The 17856-nt window shown below is 68.6% G+C and carries 13 protein-coding genes; 8 read left to right on the top strand and 5 right to left on the bottom strand.

Annotated elements, in window-relative coordinates:
- Positions 1-67: 67 nt before the first annotated feature.
- The 3 genes from G6N48_RS19200 to eccCa are packed head-to-tail and all read left to right on the top strand — an operon-like array spanning position 68 to position 6544.
- Complete coding sequence (locus G6N48_RS19200; protein ID WP_179969951.1) at positions 68-835, top strand: transglycosylase; 768 nt, start codon at positions 68-70, stop codon at positions 833-835.
- A 3-nt stretch (positions 836-838) separates the two neighbouring features.
- Positions 839-2326, top strand: coding sequence for a type VII secretion protein EccB (eccB, locus tag G6N48_RS19195; RefSeq protein WP_085268460.1), 1488 nt, complete (start codon positions 839-841; stop codon positions 2324-2326).
- Between the two features lie 3 nt (positions 2327-2329).
- Entirely contained in the window at positions 2330-6544 is a 4215-nt protein-coding gene (gene eccCa, locus G6N48_RS19190) for a type VII secretion protein EccCa (protein WP_085268461.1), read from the top strand.
- A 43-nt stretch (positions 6545-6587) separates the two neighbouring features.
- On the opposite strand, the gene G6N48_RS19185 is transcribed toward eccCa, so the two are convergent.
- Positions 6588-7520 carry an LLM class F420-dependent oxidoreductase gene (locus G6N48_RS19185; protein WP_085268462.1) on the bottom strand — a complete coding sequence of 311 codons (933 nt, stop codon included), beginning with the start codon at positions 7518-7520 and terminating at the stop codon, positions 6588-6590.
- Positions 7521-7634: 114 nt separating this feature from the next.
- Here G6N48_RS19185 and G6N48_RS19180 point away from each other — a divergent pair, with 114 nt between their 5' ends.
- A complete protein-coding gene (locus G6N48_RS19180) occupies positions 7635-8111 on the top strand; it encodes an ATP-binding protein (protein ID WP_085268463.1) in 477 nt (158 codons plus the stop codon).
- Here G6N48_RS19180 and G6N48_RS19175 read toward each other — a convergent pair.
- Positions 8108-9466: a WS/DGAT/MGAT family O-acyltransferase gene (locus G6N48_RS19175; RefSeq protein ID WP_085268464.1), complete on the bottom strand. Its 1359-nt coding sequence runs from the start codon at positions 9464-9466 to the stop codon at positions 8108-8110. The two genes, G6N48_RS19180 and G6N48_RS19175, sit on opposite strands and share 4 nt — an antisense overlap.
- A 186-nt stretch (positions 9467-9652) precedes the next feature.
- Here G6N48_RS19175 and G6N48_RS19170 point away from each other — a divergent pair, with 186 nt between their 5' ends.
- Positions 9653-10606: a methylenetetrahydrofolate reductase gene (locus tag G6N48_RS19170; protein ID WP_085268465.1), complete on the top strand. Its 954-nt coding sequence runs from the start codon at positions 9653-9655 to the stop codon at positions 10604-10606.
- Between the two features lie 49 nt (positions 10607-10655).
- On the top strand, positions 10656-11411 hold the full coding sequence (locus tag G6N48_RS19165; RefSeq protein ID WP_085268466.1) for a class I SAM-dependent methyltransferase: 756 nt from the start codon (positions 10656-10658) through the stop codon (positions 11409-11411).
- A 17-nt stretch (positions 11412-11428) separates the two neighbouring features.
- On the opposite strand, the gene malQ is transcribed toward G6N48_RS19165, so the two are convergent.
- Positions 11429-13414, bottom strand: a complete 1986-nt coding sequence (malQ, locus tag G6N48_RS19160; protein WP_085268467.1) for a 4-alpha-glucanotransferase — start codon at positions 13412-13414, stop codon at positions 11429-11431.
- A gap of 305 nt (positions 13415-13719) precedes the next feature.
- On the opposite strand from malQ, the gene G6N48_RS19155 reads away from it, so the two are divergent.
- Positions 13720-14559 (top strand): formate/nitrite transporter family protein, encoded by an 840-nt coding sequence (locus tag G6N48_RS19155; RefSeq protein WP_085268468.1) that lies wholly within the window; start codon positions 13720-13722, stop codon positions 14557-14559.
- A gap of 23 nt (positions 14560-14582) precedes the next feature.
- On the opposite strand, the gene G6N48_RS19150 is transcribed toward G6N48_RS19155, so the two are convergent.
- Both G6N48_RS19150 and G6N48_RS19145 read right to left on the bottom strand, forming a co-directional pair.
- Entirely contained in the window at positions 14583-15902 is a 1320-nt protein-coding gene (locus tag G6N48_RS19150; protein WP_085268469.1) for an MFS transporter, read from the bottom strand.
- Positions 15903-16057: 155 nt separating this feature from the next.
- Entirely contained in the window at positions 16058-16633 is a 576-nt protein-coding gene (locus G6N48_RS19145; protein WP_085268656.1) for a hemerythrin domain-containing protein, read from the bottom strand.
- A 326-nt stretch (positions 16634-16959) separates the two neighbouring features.
- On the opposite strand from G6N48_RS19145, the gene G6N48_RS19140 reads away from it, so the two are divergent.
- On the top strand, positions 16960-17844 hold the full coding sequence (locus tag G6N48_RS19140) for a cyclopropane mycolic acid synthase family methyltransferase (protein WP_085268470.1): 885 nt from the start codon (positions 16960-16962) through the stop codon (positions 17842-17844).
- Positions 17845-17856: the final 12 nt, after the last annotated feature.

The following is a 17856-nucleotide window of genomic DNA, read 5'->3' as shown; positions in this document are numbered from 1 at the left end:
TCCGAAAAGGATGCAACGCGCCGAGCGCACGTCGACAGCTCAGGGGGAGTCGTTGACTGATCCGTTCATGGCTCAGGCGGTGAAGGCGTTGACCCGCGGCCACAGCCTCTTCGCCGGCAACGTCGGGCAATCCGTCGTCGATACGTCGGCGCAGACGCGCGCGCGGGCGACGGGGCACCTCTCGAGTCAACTACACGAGGCTGCCGAGGCAGACCGGGCGCTCGCTCAACTCGTGACGGCCGCGAGAACCGATCACGGGCGCGCCAGCGCCGCGACGCGCGCGCTGCTGCAAGCCGCGAAGGCCGAAGTCGAGGCACCGTCGGCTGCCACGCCGTTGGGCCGACGTGAGGCCGCGGCCCGCATGGCGGCCAGGTTGCGTTCTGCGCACCGGCACATCGCTGCCTCGCGGGCCCGGGCCAGGATTCTGGCGCTGCGCCTCCGTCGGCTGCACTACCCGCCGCCGACGAGATCCGGCCGGCCTGCGGTGTTGGCTGCGATCGGCAAAGCATTGGATATCAAAGGAATTCACGACCCTGTGGCCCGCGCGCGATGGGTCCGCGGGATGGACCTGGTGGCTCGCCGCGAATCGAGCTACCACGCCGACGCCCTCAACCCCGCCGCCGGGCAGCCCAGCGTGGGCGCCTGGCAGTTCATCGCGCCGACGTTCGCGGCCTTCCACCAACCCGGAACGTCCTCCGACATCCATAACTTGGTCGCACAAGCGTGCGCGTTCATCAACTATGCCCGGGGCCGCTACGGCGTCGCCGCCGACGCATCCGATCTCGCCGACCGTATTCAGCAGGCCGACCCTCGCCGAGCACCCAAGGGGTATTGAGAAATGCCGCTGAGCCTGTCCAACCGCGACCAGAATTCGGGCCACCTCTTCTACAACCGCCGACTCCGGGCGGCAACGACCCGCTTCTCGGTTCGAATGAAGCACGACGACCGCAAGCAGACCGCCGCGCTGGTGTTGTCCATGGTCCTGGTGGCCATCGCCGGTGGTTGGATGATGTTGCTCAATGTCCTCAAACCGACTGGCATAGTTGGTGATTCGGCCATCATCGGGGACCGCGACTCCGGCGCGCTCTATGCGCGCATCGACGGCAGGCTCTACCCGGCGCTGAACCTGACGTCGGCAAGGCTGGCGACCGGAACGGCGGGACAACCGACGTGGGTGAAGCCCGCCGAGATCGCAAAGTATCCGACCGGTCCGCTGATCGGCATCCCGGGAGCACCCGCGGCCATGCCGGTGCATCGCGGGGCGACCTCGGCGTGGGCGGTGTGCGACACCGCGGGGCGCCCACGCAGCACAGACAAGCCGCTCGTCACCTCGATCGCGGGCGCGCTCACCAGCGGCGGCCGCGCCGCGCCGATGCCTGACGACGCGGGGTTGCTGGTCACCTTCGAAGGCACCACTTACGTGATCTGGGGAGGCAAACGCTCCCAGGTGGATCCGGCCGACAGGGCTGTCACCCTCAGCTTGGGCCTTGACCCCGGAGTGACATCCCCCGTCGCGATTTCGCGGGCGCTGCACGACGCGCTGCCCGCGACGGAGCCGCTGCGTGTCCCGCAGGTTCCGCAGGCGGGCACGCCGTCGAAGTGGGTCGCGGGCTCCCAGGTCGGTGCGGTGCTGCAGGCTCAGACCGCGGGCGGCGGCAGCCAGTTCTACGTGCTGTTGCCTGACGGCGTCCAGAAGGTCACCAGCTTCGTGGCCGACCTGCTGCGCAGCGCCAACTCCTACGGGTCTACGGCGCCACGCGCCGTGACTCCCGACGTGCTGGTCAACATCCCCGAGGTGAACTCACTTGCGGTGGAGTACTACCCGACCGGCCGGCTGAATTTCGTCGACACGGCGGCGAATCCGACAACCTGCGTCGGGTGGGAGAAGGGCTCGACGGATCCGCAGGCGCGCGTCACCATCTACAACGGCCGCGGACTGCCGGTGCCGTCGTACACCGACGACCGGATCGTGCACCTGGTCCGCGACGACCGCGACCCGGCCTCGGTGGTGGCGAACCAGGTGCTGGTGCTGCCCGGTGCGGCGAACTTCGTGGCGTCGACAAGCGGTGTGATCACGTCCGATTCCCGCGAGTCGCTGTTCTGGGTGTCCGACAACGGCGTGCGATTCGGGATCGCCGCCGACGACTCGACGCTACGCGCGCTGGGCCTCGACCCCGGGGCGGCGGTGCAGGCGCCGTGGCCATTGTTGCGGACCTTCGCCGCAGGACCGGCTCTGTCAAGGCAGGCAGCACTTTTGGCTCGTGACACGGTACCGACGCTCGGTCAGGTGGCAGTGGTGACGACATCAGCGAAAGCCGGAGGCTAGTCAATGTCTAAGAGGGCGTTCCCGATCCACCGCGTCAAGATCGACCCGCCCAAGCCGGTTCGGGTGGCGCCCAACGCCCCGATCGCGCTGCCGGAACGGGAGCCGCGCAACATCTGGGTGATGATCGGCGTGCCCGCGCTGATCGTGGCGCTCATCGGCACCATCGTCATGCTCTACGTGTCCGGCGTGCGAAGCCTGTCCACCGGCTTCTTCCCCCTGATGGGAATCGGAGCGTTCAGCATGCTGGCGTTCTCCGGCCGGTTCGGCCGGGCGCGCAAGATCACCTGGGGCGAAATGGAGAAGGGCCGCCGCCGCTACCTGCGCGACCTCGATGTCAACCGCGACGAGATCCAGACCGCCGTCTGCGCGCAACGCGAATGGCAGAACTCCGTGCACTCCGACCCCCGCGGCCTCGGGGCCATCATCGGCGGCCCGCGGATGTGGGAACGCGGCCGGCGCGACGTCGACTTCCTGGAAGTCCGGCTGGGCACCGGCGTGCAGCACGCGCCGGACTCGGTGCTGTCGGTGACGTGGCCCGACATCGCCTCCGACGAGGAACTGGAACCGGTGACGGGGCAGGCGCTGCGCGATTTCATACTGGAGCAGCGCAAGATTCGCGACATCGCCAAAGTGGTGAACCTGCGCTCTGCCCCCGGATTCAGCTTCGTCGGCGAGGACCTGGACAGGCTGCGGTCGCTCATGCGCTCGGTGCTGTGCTCGCTGGCGGTCTTCCACAACCCCCACGACGTGAAACTGCTTGTGGTGACCCGCAATCCCGAGGCCTGGTCGTGGATGGTGTGGCTGCCCCACACCCTGCACGACGAGTTGTTCGACGCCTGCGGGTGGCGGCGGCTGATCTTCGCGACGCCCGAGGAACTGGAGGAGGCCCTGGGCGCCGAGCTCCACATGAAGGGCAAGCGTGGTGCGTGGGCGCCGCAGGCCGCGGCCAGCCCCACCGCGATGTCCTCCACACTGGAAACGGGTTCCGACGGGGCCGACCTCGGGCCGCATCTGGTGATCGTCGACGACAACACCGGCAGTCCGGACGCCTGGGAGAGCGTGGTGGGGCAGGTCGGTAAGGCGGGAATCACGGTGCTGCGCATCGCCTCCCGGGTCGGAACCGGCGTCGGCTTCGCCGAGGATCAGGTGTTCGAGATGGCCGAGCGACACGGCGCACCGAACGGGCCCTCCGACCGACGGACAAAGGCCCTCTCGAACGCCTCCGACCCCGACGACGACGACACACGCGCGGCGCCGCTGCTGCGGGTCCGCGGGAAGTTCTTCGCCCACGCGGACCAGCTGTCGGTGCACCGGGCCTACCGGTACGCGCGGGCGATGGCGCGCTGGTCGCCGACCAGCCGTAGTGAGATCGCCGATTCGGCCGGCGGCGCGGCGGAACTGCTGCGGGCACTCGGCATCGCCGACCCCCGAGAGCTCGACGTCGACCGGCTGTGGGCCGAACGCCGGGGCCGCGGCGACGAGCGGTGGTGCGAGATCCCGGTCGGCGCCAAGCCCAACGGCGAGCTGCAGAGCATCATCTTCCGCGCAAAGGACTTCGGCGGCTTCGGTTTTCACTCCGTGGTCATCGGCACCAGTGGTTCGGGCAAATCGGAGTTCTTCCTGTCGCTGGTCTACGGCATTGCGCTGACCCATTCGCCGGAGACGTTCAACGTGATCTTCGTCGACATGAAGTTCGAGTCGGCGGCCCAGGACATTCTGGGCATCCCGCACGTCGTGGCGGCGCTGTCCAACCTCGGCAAGGACGAGCGGCACCTCGCCGAACGGATGCGCAGGGTGATCGACGGCGAGATCAAACAGCGCTACGAGCTTTTCACCTCGGTCGGCGCCCGCGACGCCAACGATTACGAGGAGATCAGGCTCGCCGGGCGCGACCTGCCGCCGGTGCCGGTCCTGCTCGTCATCGTCGACGAATACCTCGAGCTGTTCGCCAATCACGAGAAGTGGATCAACCTGATCATCCACATCGGCCAGGAGGGCCGCGGCGCCAACGTCTTCTTCATGTTGGGCGGGCAGCGCCTCGACCTGTCGTCGTTGCAGAAGGTGAAGTCCAACATCGCTTTCAGGATCGCGCTGCGGGCCGAGTCCGGTGACGACAGCCGCGAGGTGATCGGATCGGACGCCGCCTACCACCTGCCGTCGAAGGAGAACGGCTTCGCGCTGCTCAAGGTCGGGCCGCGCGACCTGGAGCCGTTCCGCTGCTTCTATCTGTCGGCGCCGTTCGTGGTGCCAAAGACCAAGGAAGTGGCCAGGACCGTCGACATGACCTTGACCAAGCCCCGGCTCTACAACTGGCAGTACCAGCCGCTCGACGCCGCCGACGCGGCCGCACTCGAAGCCGCCGCAGCGGTCGACGCCGAACCCGACGAATTCCTTTTCCACGAGGACGGTTTCAAGAGGAAAAAGATCGTCGACGTCCTGCGCGAGTCGCTGCACAACGTGCCGCACCGGTCACCCCGCCGGCCGTGGCTGGAACCCCTGGAGGAGCCCGCGCCCGTCGACGTCCTGGTCGAGGCGTTGCGCGGCAAGCCGTGGCACGTCGACTACGGCCGCAATCCGGGCCTGCTGTTCCCGGTGGGCGTCATGGACATCCCCGAGGAGTCCAAGCAGGTCGTGTACGCGATGGACGCGTTGCGCAGCAACATCATCGTGGTCGGGGCCAAGCAGCGCGGCAAGACGACGACCCTGATGACGCTGCTGTGTTCGGCGGCGGCGATGTACAGTCCCGCGCGGGTGACGTTCTTCTGCATCGGTGGGGCCACGCTGGCCCAGGTCGCCTCGCTGCCCCACGTCACCGACATCGTGTCGCCGAAGGACGGCGAGGGCATCGAGCGCATCTTGAGCAGCATGGACGCGCTGATCGACGCGCGGGAGGACGCGTTCCGGCGGCTCAAGATCGACCTCGACGGCTTCCGCGAGCGCCGGTTCGGGGTGGGCAGCGACGGCCTCGGGGGCACCGACCCCAACGACCCGTTCGGTGACGTCTTCGTGGTGGTCGACGACTACGACGACCTGTACTCCAAGGACACCATGCTCGGCGACCGCATGATCACACTGAGCAGCCGCGGCCCCGAATACGGGGTGCACCTGATGTGCTCCGCCGGGGGCTGGATCCACGGGCAGCGGCAGAGTCTGCTCCAAAATGCCACGGCGCGTATCCAATTGCGGCTGGCCGATCCGAGCGAAAGCCAGATGGGGCACTCGTCGCTGGAATCGCGCGAGGCGGCGCGGCGCACCTTGAACCGGTCCGGATTCGGCCTGACCGACAGCTTGCACGAGCTGCGCGTCGGCATGCCGGCGCTCGCCGATCCGGCCACCGGCATGTTGGTGAGCATCACCGATGTCGGCGCCCGGATCGCGGACGTGGCCGGCGTGACCAAACACGCTACGCTGCAACGGCTCCCGCAGCGCGTTGCCCTCAAGGCGATCCTCGACTTCGATGCCGCCCACCGGAGCGGCGACGACCTGTCGATCGCGTTCGCCATCGGCGAGCGTCACGATCTGGGCCCCGTTCCGCTCAAACTGCGGGAGAGCCCGGGGCTGATGATCCTGGGCCGGCAGGGCTGCGGCAAGACCCTGTCGCTGGTCGCCATCGGCGAGGCCGTGATGAACCGGTTCAGCCCGGATGAGGCGCAGCTGACGCTGATCGACCCCAAGACCGCACCGCACGGACTGCGCGACCTGCACGGTCCCGGATATGTGCGCGCCTATGCCTACGACCAGGACGAGATCGACGAGGTGATCACGGAACTCGCGCAACAGATCCTGCTGCCTCGGTTGCCGCCGAAGGGGCTGAGCCAGGAGGAGTTGCGTGGCCTCAAGCCCTGGGAGGGGCCACGGCACTTCGTGCTGATCGATGACGTTCAGGATTTGCGGGCGGACCAAAGCTATCCGCCCAAACCGCCGGTGGGCGCGGCGCTGTGGAAGCTGATCGAGCGGGCGCGTCAAATCGGGCTGCACGTGTTCACAACCCGCAACAGTGCGAATTGGGCAACGCTGCAGATGGATCCGTGGATGCGATTCCAGAACACGGCGAAAGTCGCCCAGCTGTTCATGGACAACGACCCGCAGAACAGGATCAACCGGTCAGTCCGGGCTCTGGCACTGCCTCCGGGGCGCGGTTTGCTGGTTAGTGCGGACGGCGACGTCGAGGGTGTGCTGGTCGGGCTGCCGTCGGTGGCCCCGGTGCAGCAGACCTAGTGTTCTGAGCCGCGAACGCGCAGGAATTTGACCGGATGGCGCACTAGCGCAGCTGCGGCAACACTTCGCCGGTGAACAATTCGAGGTGCCCCAGGTCGGACAGGTCCAGCGTTTGGGCGTACACGCGCTCGATGCCGAGGCCGGCCCAAGCCCCCAGGTTGTCGACGATCTCGCCGGGCGTGCCGACCAGCGGACTGTTCGAACGCAGCTCGTCGACCTCCCGGTTGATCGCCGCGGCGCGGCGCCGCACCTCGGCGTCGTCGCGACCGGCGCAGAGCACGAAGGCGCTCGAGTAGACCATCGACTCGGCGGGTCTCCCCGCCGCGGCAACGGCTTGGGCGACCCGCCCACATTGAATTCGGGCCACGTCGATCGGCACGAAGGGCAGGTTGAACTCGGTCGCATACGCCGCCGCCAATTCGGGTGTGCGTTTGGCGCCCACCCCACCGATCACGATCGGCGGGTGCGGGCTCTGCACGGGCTTGGGAAGGGCCGGCGAGCCGGTGACCGTGTAGTACCGGCCGGTGTAGTCGAAGGTCTCGCCGGGCGGGGTCCTCCACAGCCCGGTGATGACGGCCAGTTGCTCGCCGAGCCGGTCGAACCGCTCCCGCACCGGCGGGAAGGGGATGCCGTATGCCTGATGTTCCTTCTCGAACCAGCCACTGCCCAGGCCGAGTTCGACGCGCCCGTCGCTCATCTGGTCGACCTGGGCGACCGCGATGGCCAGCGGCCCCGGCTGACGAAACGTCGCCGACGTCACCAGGGTGCCCAGGCGGATCTGCGACGTCTCCCGCGCGATGGCGCCGAGCGTCACCCACGAGTCGGTGGGACCGGGCAGCCCGTCACCGCTCATCGCCAGGAAGTGGTCGGACCGGAAGAACGCCGCGAAGCCCAACTGCTCGGCGATCTGGGCGACGGCAAGCTGGTCGGCGTAGCTGGCGCCCTGCTGTGGTTCGACGAAAACTCGGAATTCCATGGGACCCTTCTCATCTCTTGGTGGGCAGGACGGTTTCGGGGGTCTACCCGGTTGTGTCCGAAACGAGACGGCACCCGCGTTGGCATTCCCACCCCGACTGGGTATGCAAATTCCATGATTGTGCACCCGCCCCCGGTCGCCACCCCCGAGCGGTTGTCGTGCGCCGGCGCCGCCGATGCTGCCACTGCGGCCGAATGGCGTCGCGCCCTGCACCGTTGGTTGAAGGCCGAGACCGAAGCCTCGGCCGACATCCGGGACAGCATCGTCCTGGGCGTCAACGAAGCGCTGGCCAACTGCGTCGAACACGCGTACCGCGCCCATCCAACGGTCGGCACCATGAGGCTCCAGGCTAGCCACGACCCCGCCGCGCGGTCGGTCAGCGTCTGCGTCAGCGACCGCGGCACCTGGCACAGGCCGGGCCCGACCCACCCGGGCGATGCTTTGGCCTCGCGCGGCATCAGGCTCATGCACGCGCTTGCCGACCACTGCACCATCAACGCTCGCCCGACCGGCACCACCGTGTGCCTGGATTACGCGATCCGCCCGGGCATCGCGCCTGCCGGCGGCTTCGGGTTGAGATTGTCCGCCTAGACGCCGACGGCGCGTTCCATGTCCTTCAGCGACGTCTCCAGGTGGCCCAGGAGCCGCTGCAGGTGCGGGACGCTGCGGCGGCATCCGACGAGACCGAAGTCGAGGTTGTCGGCGTTGTTGGTGACGGTGATGTTGACCGCCTGCCCGTCGAGCGGAATCGACAGCGGGTAGTTGCCGTCCAGGCGAGCGCCACGCCAGTGCAGCGGCTCGCGGCGACCGGCCGAGACGTTGGAGATCACGATGTTGAACGGCGGCGAGGCGGCCGAGAGGTAGCCGGGTATGAGTCCGAAGAACAGACCGCCGACGTTGAATGCCGACAACGCCAGTTGCTGGACCGGGGGCAGCTGCCAGAACACCTCTTTGGTGTCGCGGATGGACGTGCTGATGACCTCGAGCCGTCGCGCAGGGTCCTCGAGATTGGTGGCCAGGTTGCACAGGAACGTCCCGACCATGTTGCCGGCCCGGTCGTCGTCGTCCTTGCGGAGGTTCACCGGCACCATCGCGGTGAGCGGAAGTTCCGGCAGCGCACCCTGGTCCTGCAGGTAGGCGCGCAGCGCACCCGCCGACATGGCGAGGACCACGTCGTTGACGGTCACGTCGGCCGCGGACTTGACCGCCCGGATGCGGTCCATCGACCAGGACTGTGCGGCCACCCGCCGCGCGCCGCCGATCGGAACGTTGAACATGGTGCGCGGTGCCCGGAACGGCAAGGTCAGCTGCTGCTCGAGCAGTGCGGCCCGCGCAAGCTTCAACGCCGACGGCGCCAGCGCGAGCGTCGAGCCGGCGGTGCGGCCCACCTGCTGCAGCAGCGACGAACCGCTCTGCCGCTGCCGCCGTTTGCGCGGGCCGATGCTCCACGGCACCCGCACCTCGTCGTCGGTCGGGTCCGCAGTGAAGGCCCGCTGCATCAGCCGCAGCGCCGAGACCCCGTCCATCAGCGAGTGGTGGAACTTCGTGTAGACGGCGTACCTCCCGTCTTCAAGCCCTTCCACCAGGTGCGCTTCCCAAAGTGGTCGGTGCCGGTCGAGCAGGCTGCCGTGCAGCCGGGACGCCAGCTCCAGGAGGTCCCGCACGCGTCCCGGCTCGGGCAGCGCCGAACGGCGAAGGTGGTAGTCGAGCTCGACGTCCTTGTCGAACGACCACGCGAGGTTGGTGATGCCGCCGAAGAAGGCCGGATGCTTGCGGAAGGTGGGCTGCACCTCGGTGCTCTCGAGCATCGCCTGATAGGACTCGCGGACGAAGTGCGGCCCGGCGTCGGGCGGCGGTTGGAACAGTTGCAGCGAGCCCACGTGCATGGGGTGTTCGCGTGATTCGCCGATGAGGAACAGCGCGTCCATTGGCGATATCGGCTTCATGGTCGCCCCGCTTTCGTCGGCTCTGAAACGTGTTCTGTCTCTATTGCCAAATAAGACGCCGGTCACACCTGCAGTCGGCGCCCCTTGCGCGCGACGCTTGCGGGCACGACGGTGTGGGTACTTGCCAGCGCAAAGCGATGCGCGAGGGGGCCGAGGTTGCCGACGGATACCGGTTGTCCGAAGCGGATGGAGTTCGGGCCGTGCGGCGGCGTGCGGCCCGACGGGCAATGCGAGATGCGCCCGGGAGCCTGTGTCTTCGGTGACGTCGTGCCATGGTCGGGGGATCGGGCCGCGCAGCGGCCCGTGCGTGCACCGCTGGTGTTGGCCGATTTCAGCTGCACGCCCTTCGACCGACACGACGTTGCCGCGACGGCCACCGTCCTGGCGTCCGGGTGCGACGCCGTGCTGGTCGGCGAGCACCAGAACAAGCCGGATTTTCCGCCCACGCTCATGGGGTCGCTGCTGCTCGACGCGGGCGTGACGCCGTGGATCACGTTGTCGTGCCGCGACCGCAACCGGGTGGTGCTCGAGCAAGAGCTGCGCGGATTGCAGACCGTCGGCGTCGACACCGTGCTGTGCGTGACCGGTGACGGACGCGGCTACGACGTGCGGCCAGACGTCACGCAGACCTTCGACCTCGACGGCCCGCGCCTGATTTCGTTGGCCGCCTCGATCGGAGTCACCCCCGCGGCGCCCGAAACCCCCACCGCCCCGCCGGTGCACGCCAGGCCGGCCCGGCTGGTGGAGAAGCAGCGAGCCGGCGCGGGCCTGGCGGTGCTCAACCATGTGCCGTTTCCCGGCATGATCGCCGACTTCATGAAGTCGGCGCGTTCGCAGGGCTTGTCACTTCCCGTGATCGCCGCCGTCGCGGTGTTCACCGACGGTGTGTCGGCCGCCGTTCTCCAGGGCCTGCCCGGTCTGGAGCTGGATCCCGCGGTGACGGAGGAGGTGCTGGGCGCCGCCGATCCGGTGGCCGCCGGGATCGCGGCGGCGGTCGCCGAGGCGCGCGCGTTGCTGTCGATCGACGGCGTCGAGGGCGTCAACGTCTCCGGCCTTGCGTCGGCCTCGGGCGCGCACATCGGCGCCGAGATCAAGGCCGAGGTCGGGCGCCGCATCCGCGCGGAGACGGAGGCGAGATGACGTCCGGCTCTGACGATGCAGAGCGAAGCGATGGGGAGACGGAGGCGAGATGACAGAAGCGATGGAGGCCGAGTTCGGTACGGTCGCGGAATGGACGGCGGAGGTGGCGGAGGACCTCGGCCCGGACTATCACGTGCCCGCCGGATGCCGCGGAAGCGGAAGCCCCGCCGCCCTGGATTGGCTGATCGACCGGATGGGCTTGGCTGCCGGTGACCGTCTGTTGGACTGCGGCGCGGGCGTTGGCGGTCCCGCGGCGTATGCAGCGCGAGCCGGCCAGGTCTTGCCGGTCCTCGCCGAGCCCGAAGCGGGAGCGTGCCGCGCGGCGAGGCGGTTGTTCGGCTTCCCGGTGGTCCAGGCCGACGCGTCGCGCCTGCCCCTGGCGGACTCGAGCTTCGACGCCGCCTGGTCGCTAGGGGTGCTGTGCACGACGGCGGACCAGATCGAACTCCTGCGCGAGCTGCGGCGAACGGTGTCGCCGGACGGGGCCATCGGCTTGCTCGTGTTCGTCGCCCGCGGGGACATCTCGGACGACATGACCGAGGGCAACCACTTCCCGAGCCCTGACGGGCTCCGCGAACTCGTGCAGGACTCCGCGCTCGACGTCGAGCACTGGCTTCGCACCGCCGACCTACCGGAGATTCCCGACGACTGGAACGAACGCGTCGACGCCGTCACCGACGCGCTCGCCGACCGCTACGGCCAGACGGAGGCCTGGCAACTGGCCGACCAGCAGAGCGCAGGCATGGGGCGGCTGCTCAAGGAGGGAGCGATCACCGGCGAGTTGCTGGTCCTGCGGCGCGCGTAGGACGAAGACGTTGGCGGTTAGTGCGCGGCCGGCCGGAAGAAGGCGGTGATCGCGGCGACCCTCGGGTCGGCGCGCAGCTCTTCGAGTGTCTGCGGCAGCGGCAACCGCCAGTTGGGGTACTCGTCGACCGTGCCGGGCAGGTTCGGCTGCCGGGGCTCGGCAAGCACGTCGTAGGGCGAGATCAGTTTGAGCCGGCTCGGCGTGGACGCCAGGAACCGGTGCATCGCGGCGATGATCGCCGCCTCGCCCGGATCGGGTTCCGTCAGCAGCCCCTCCGAGCGCAGCAACGCCAGCCACTCGGCCCGCTCCCGGTCGGCGGTGGCCTGCTCGGCCGGCACGTCGTTGAGCAGGCCGAGGTCTGCGCGCGCACGCACGTGTTCGCCGCGCAGGAAGCCCGCCGCGGTGGGCAGGTCGTGCGTCGACAGGCTCGCAGCCGCCCGTGACGGCCAGCGCGCGGACGGAAGCAGGGGCTCGCCGGGCGCCGATTGGTCGCGGGTGAACCACGACACGGCGCACCCCAGCATCCCGTTGCCGGCTAAGGCCTCGGTGACCTCCGGTTCGACGGTGCCCAGGTCCTCGCCGATGACGGCGGCGCCCGCGCGGTGGGCTTCCAGCGCCAGGACCGCGAGCATGACGTCGGCGTCGTAGTGGACGTAGGTGCCCCGGTCGGGGCCGTCGCCCGGCGGGATCCACCATAGGCGCCACAGGCCGGCGACATGGTCGATCCGCAGGCCGTCGGCGTGGCCGAGCACGGCGCGCAGCATGTCCCGCAGCGGGGCGTAGCCGGTGGCGGCCAGGCGGTCCGGCCGCCACGGCGGCAGTCCCCAGTCCTGTCCGCGCGGGGTGAAGTTGTCCGGCGGCGCCCCGACGCTCACCCCTGGAGCGAGCACGTCGGCCAGCGCCCAGGCGTCGGCGCCGTCGGCGTCCACGCCCACAGGGAGGTCATGCAGCACGCCCAGCGCCATGCCGGCGTCTCGCGCGGCGTCGCGCACGGCGCTCAGTTGCTCGGCGCACCGTTGCTGCACCCAGGCGTGGAACGCCACCCTCGGCGCCAGCTGCCGGCGGGCGTCCGCGACGGCGGATCCGTTGACGTCGCGCAGCGGCTCGGGCCAGCGGGTCCAGCGGCCGCCGTGCCGCTCGGCCAGCGCGCAGTACGTGGCGAAATCTCGCAACCCCGCGGCGTGCGACGCATCCAGGGGCGACGGCCGGCCCTCGGCGCGCCACAGCAGCTCGAGCGCCGACCGCTTGGCCGCCCACACCAGGTCGTAGTCGATCCGCGGGGTGTCGGGCGAAACCCGCAGCGCGTCCACCTCCGCGCGGGTGTCCGGGTCCGCTCGCCGATAGGCGTCCAGGTCCTCGACGCGTAACGCCAGCGGATTGGCGAATCGTCGACTCGACGGCGTGTACGGCGAAGGCTGCACGGGATGGGTCGGACCGGGCGCGTGCAGCGGGTTGAGCAGCACTGCGCCAGCCCCGTGCTGGGAGGCGGTCCAGTGCACGAACTCGCGCAGGTCGCCGAGGTCGCCGATCCCCCAGGAGCGCGCCGAGCGCAAGGCGTAGAGCTGCAGCATCCACCCCCACGCGCCGGGCGTCGGGGGCACTTGCGGCGGGGCGGCCACCAGTGTCGCCTCCTGCCCGTCCCGTGTGTGCAGCCGGTACCAGCCCGGTGCCAGCCCGGCGGGCAGCTCGTCGCGTACCTCGGTGTGGGTGCCGTCCTCACCGACCAAGAGGGCGGCCCCGGGCAGCGGCCGGGCTTGGCCGTCCGTCCGCACGGCGACGGTGGGGGCCACCGTGCGCGCCCGGTCGCATTTCTCCAGCCTGGCGATTTCGCGCCGCCGGTCGGCTTCGGTCCCGGCCTCGACGTCGAGCAGGCCGAGCACCCGGATCACCACGTCGGCGTCGACCTCGACCGGCTCGCGCCGCTCGTTGCGGTAGGAGGTGGCCACCCCGTGCGCGGCGGCCACCTTCCGCAGGTCGTCGGGGACCGGCTTGGGCCGGGTCATCCCCGTGCCCGCATGGGCACGGCGACGGGATGAGCCCCTCGCGGGTTGACCGGGTAAGCGGAAGGAGCGCGCAGACGGCGCCTCGGTGCGAACACAAGCCAGGTATACCCGGGCCCGGGTTTCTCACACGGCAAGCGAAATGGCGGCCGCGGGTGCACCAAAACCGTTACCGGGCCGGGTTTTTCACCGTGCCGTCGCCGGGCCGGCAATGTGCTGTGTCCTACCTAACGGCCGGCCCGGCGCAGCGGCGTCCGGGAAACGGGTATTCGTGCAGTTCGCCGACGTTTGCCAGTGAGGAACCCAAGATGCCCGCGCGTGAGATTCAACGTCAGCTCGGCCAATATGACAGCCCGATCGAGGACGAGCTCGAGGACGCCTTCAGCAGAATGCTGAACGAGGGCACCCAGCGCCTGCACCGCGGCTGGCGGGTGGTGCTGGTCACCGGCTTTTTCGGCGGCACCGAGGTGGCCCTGGGTGTGCTCGCCTACCTGTCGGTGCTTTCCGTCACCCATCGCCCCCTGGTCGCGGGCCTGGCGTTCTCGATCGGCTTCCTGGCCCTCCTGCTCGGGCGCAGCGAGCTGTTCACCGAGGGCTTCATCGTGCCCGTCGTGACCGTGGCCGCCAAACGCGCGAGCCTGCGACAACTGGCTCAGCTGTGGGGCGGCACGCTGTTCGCCAACCTCGTCGGCGGCTGGGTGATCATGGGGCTGATCATGACGGGCTTCCCCGAGTTGCGCGCCCAGACCATCGAAACGGCGGCCCACTTCGCCACCGCCCCGTTGTCGCCGCAGACGCTGGCGCTGTCGGTGCTCGGCGGCATGACGATCACCCTGATGACCCGCATGCAGCACGGGACCGATTCGGTGCCCGGCAAAATAGCCGCCGCCATTGCGGGGGCGTTTCTGTTGGCGGGGCTGAGGATGTTCCACTCGATCCTCGACTCGCTGCTGATCTTCGGTGCGCTCGACACCCACGTCGCCCCCTTCGGCTACCTGGACTGGCTGCGCTGGTTCAGCTACACGGTCGTGGGCAACGTCGCCGGCGGGCTCATCTTCGTGACGCTGCTGCGGCTGTTGCGCAGCAAGGACCGGTTGCTCGAGGAGCGCGCCGACGTGGAGGCAGCGTCGGATCAGCAGTCGGATTAGCGGTCCGATCGGCGGTGGACCGCCTAAGTCATTCCCTTGGCCAGCTCGCGAGCATCCTGCTCGCTTTCCACCGCCGGCCCCGATCCCGGCAGGCGCTGGCCGGCGACCTCGGGCGTGAACAACAGCGTGATCGCCCCCACCACGCCCGCGAAGATCAGCATGTAGGCCGGCACCATGAGGTCGTCCGTGGCCGAGATCAGTGCCTGGGCGATCAGCGGGGTCGTGCCGCCCACCGCCGATATCGAGACGTTGTAGGAGATCGCCAGCGCCCCGTAGCGCACCCTGGTGGGAAACAGCGCCGGCAGGGTAGCCGGCGTGGTGCTGTCGAAGCAGAGCTCCATCAGACCGATCAGCAGCACGCCGATGAAGATCACCGGGTAGATGCGGCCGAATTGGATGAACAGGAACGCCGGGATCGAACCCACGATCAACAGTCCGCAGCCCGTCCACATGATCGGTTTGACGCCGATGCGGTCCGACAGCATCGCGACGAACACGACCGCCGCCATCAGGATGGCCAGCGTCGTCACTATCATCACCAGCCCCGCGGTGTGGTCGACCCGGACGAAGACCTTCAGGTAGGTGGGCAGGTATCCGGTCAGCATGAAGTCGGCGACCTGTGAGGTCAAAACGAGGGCCATGCAGATCAGCAGGGGCCTGCGCTGCTCCACGATCGTGTGCCGGAACTGATGGCCGCCGCCGGACTCGTCGGCGCTCACGTTCTGGTAGGCGTTCGATTCCTTGAGGCGCAGCCGCATGACCAGCGCAACCGCACCCAACGGCGCGGCAAGCAGCAGCGGAATCCGCCAGCCCCAGGCCACCATGGCGCTGTTGGGCAACAGCGCTTGCATGCTCGACACCAACAGGCCGGCAACCACGAAACCGACCAGGTTGCCGAGGGGAAGGAAGCCCACCATCATGCCGCGTTTGCGGTCGGGAGCCTGCTCGACGAGGTAGGTCATGGCTCCGACGTACTCGCCGCCGGTCGACAATCCCTGGAAGACACGGGCGACGACGAGCAGGATGGGTGCCCAGATGCCGATCTGGTCGTAGCCGGGCAGCAGGCCGGTGGTGGTCGTGCCCACCGTCATCAGCAGGATCGTGATCACCAGGACCCGCTGGCGCCCGATCCGGTCGCCGAGCGGACCGAAGATCACACCGCCGAGCGGGCGCACCACGAACGCCGCGGCCAGGGTGCCGAAGGTGGCGATGAGATGGACGCCGTTGACGTTGTTGCCCGGATAGAACACCTGGGCGATGGTGGTGGCGATGTAGCCGTAGACGCCGAAGTCGTACCACTCCATGAAGTTGCCGATCGCGGTTCCCGCGATGGTCCGACGCATGGCTGTGGGATCAGCGACCCGGATCTCCCTGCGTAGCCACTTCCTCCGGCGGCGACGATTATTCATCGACAGGTCGCGTACCCACAACATTCCCGGACCGAACCGGCTGCGACCCTGACCACACTTTTCGTCGGTTTCGCCCCGGTCACGGCTCGTCACTTGCCCTTGAGGCTGCCGATGCGCAGGGAGAAGTCGGCCGGTTGGGAGCGTTCGCCGTTTTCGATGCTGTCGACGTAGGCCTGAGGGTCGCGGTCTTCGATCTGAAGACCCTCGGTGGTCGGATGGCGGCGCATGAATTCGCTGTACTGCTCTCCGAGCGCTTCGCGAAGACCGATCGGCGCATTGCGACGGAAGTCGGACAGTCCCTCGCGTTCCTCTTCGCCCATGTGCTCGTCGTTGGCAACCCGCGTGCGCCCGACGGCCGCCCACCACTCCTCGGTGCCGAGCTGGGCCGCGTTGGCGTCACGAACCCCGTCGCGAATGTCATTGTGATCCCCGATGGCGTCGAGCGTTTCGCCCTCGGCGTCGGCGGTGCCACGCTTCAACAGCTGCGGGTAGAAGATCTTCTCTTCGATGTAGGCGTGCACGTCGAGCTTGTCGGCGAGGGGGCGCCACACCCGCGCGAGCGCGCCCCGGTCGACCGGCGTCTGCGCCTGCAGATAGTCCAGCTGGGCGAATTGTTCGCGAAACCAATCGTGGTCGGCGAGGATCAACATGGTGATGTCAGCCATTCCGATCCCCACCCTATCGTGACCGCCCGCGCGTGCGGCCATCGTGTCCCACGCGCTACAACCAGTCAACTCAGCAAATCCGGGCAGTCCCGCTGCGAAATTGTCGTGGGCGTCAGCCCCGGGCCGCATTCGGCTGAATCGGATTACGGCGCAGCGATTTTCGACAGCAACCTCGCCCGCGCTCGTCGTGGTGCCGGCGCGGCGGCGGGCGTCCGCACGTCACCACCACGTGCCCCGTCAACGGGCGGATACACTGGCATACCAGCGCGGCGACCCGTTTCGATCGCGCCGTCCAAAATATTAAAGTCAACGTCGAAGGTTGTGCCTTGCCCGAAAAACCCAGCGAGACCCTCAGCTTGGAGCCGCATTTCGAGGACGTGCAGGCGCACTATGACCTGTCCGACGAGTTTTTCGCGCTCTTCCTCGACCCGACCCGCACCTACAGTTGCGCCTACTTCGAGCGCGACGACATGACGCTGGAACAGGCGCAGATCGCCAAGGTCGACCTGTCCCTGGGCAAGCTGGGCTTGCGGCCGGGGATGACGCTGCTGGACATCGGGTGCGGCTGGGGAACCACCATCGTTCGCGGGCTCGAGCAGTACGACGTCAACGTCGTGGGCTTGACGCTGAGCCGCAACCAGCAGGCGCATGTCCAGCAGCGCCTCGACGAGCACCCCAGCCCGCGCACGAAACGGGTGCTGCTGCAGGGCTGGGAGCAGTTCGACGAGAAGGTGGACCGAATCGTGTCGATCGGCGCGTTCGAACACTTCGGGCGCGACCGCTACGCCGACTTCTTCAAGATGGCCTACGAGGCGCTGCCTGCCGACGGTGTGATGCTCCTGCACACCATCATCCAGCCCAGCAGAGAGGAGTTCAGCGAGCGCGGACTCCCCATCACCATGACCAAGCTGCGGTTCATGAAATTCATCATGGACGAGATCTTCCCGGGTGGAGACCTCCCCAGCGCCAAGACCGTCGAAGAGCACGCGGAACGCGCCGGCTTTGCGGTCAAGAGGGTGCAGCAGCTGCGTCCGCATTACGCCCGCACGCTGGACACCTGGGCGGGCGCCCTCGAGGGGCGCCGCGACGAGGCGATCGCGATCCAGTCCCAGGAGGTCTACGACCGGTACATGAAGTACCTGACGGGTTGCGCCGACCTTTTCCGCGAGGGTTACACCGACGTCGCGCAGTTCACGCTCGCCAAAGGCTGACAAGCCGACGGG

The sequence above is a fragment of the Mycobacterium parmense genome, from assembly GCF_010730575.1.
GTDB classification, from domain to species: Bacteria; Actinomycetota; Actinomycetes; order Mycobacteriales; family Mycobacteriaceae; genus Mycobacterium; species Mycobacterium parmense.
Note: the sequence above shows the minus strand (reverse complement) of the source record. Positions and strands in the feature narration are given on the sequence as shown.

Coding starts and splice junctions, on each gene's coding strand:
- eccCa (WP_085268461.1), top strand. CDS start 2,330: ATGTCTAAGAGGGCGTTCCCGATCCACCGCGTCAAGATCGACCCGCCC.
- malQ (WP_085268467.1), bottom strand. CDS start 13,414: ATGACCCGGCCCAAGCCGGTCCCCGACGACCTGCGGAAGGTGGCCGCC.
- G6N48_RS19145 (WP_085268656.1), bottom strand. CDS start 16,633: ATGGCTGACATCACCATGTTGATCCTCGCCGACCACGATTGGTTTCGC.
- G6N48_RS19200 (WP_179969951.1), top strand. CDS start 68: ATGGCTCAGGCGGTGAAGGCGTTGACCCGCGGCCACAGCCTCTTCGCC.
- G6N48_RS19150 (WP_085268469.1), bottom strand. CDS start 15,902: ATGCGTCGGACCATCGCGGGAACCGCGATCGGCAACTTCATGGAGTGG.
- G6N48_RS19165 (WP_085268466.1), top strand. CDS start 10,656: ATGACAGAAGCGATGGAGGCCGAGTTCGGTACGGTCGCGGAATGGACG.
- eccB (WP_085268460.1), top strand. CDS start 839: ATGCCGCTGAGCCTGTCCAACCGCGACCAGAATTCGGGCCACCTCTTC.
- G6N48_RS19155 (WP_085268468.1), top strand. CDS start 13,720: ATGCCCGCGCGTGAGATTCAACGTCAGCTCGGCCAATATGACAGCCCG.
- G6N48_RS19175 (WP_085268464.1), bottom strand. CDS start 9,466: ATGAAGCCGATATCGCCAATGGACGCGCTGTTCCTCATCGGCGAATCA.
- G6N48_RS19170 (WP_085268465.1), top strand. CDS start 9,653: ATGGAGTTCGGGCCGTGCGGCGGCGTGCGGCCCGACGGGCAATGCGAG.
- G6N48_RS19180 (WP_085268463.1), top strand. CDS start 7,635: ATGATTGTGCACCCGCCCCCGGTCGCCACCCCCGAGCGGTTGTCGTGC.
- G6N48_RS19185 (WP_085268462.1), bottom strand. CDS start 7,520: ATGGAATTCCGAGTTTTCGTCGAACCACAGCAGGGCGCCAGCTACGCC.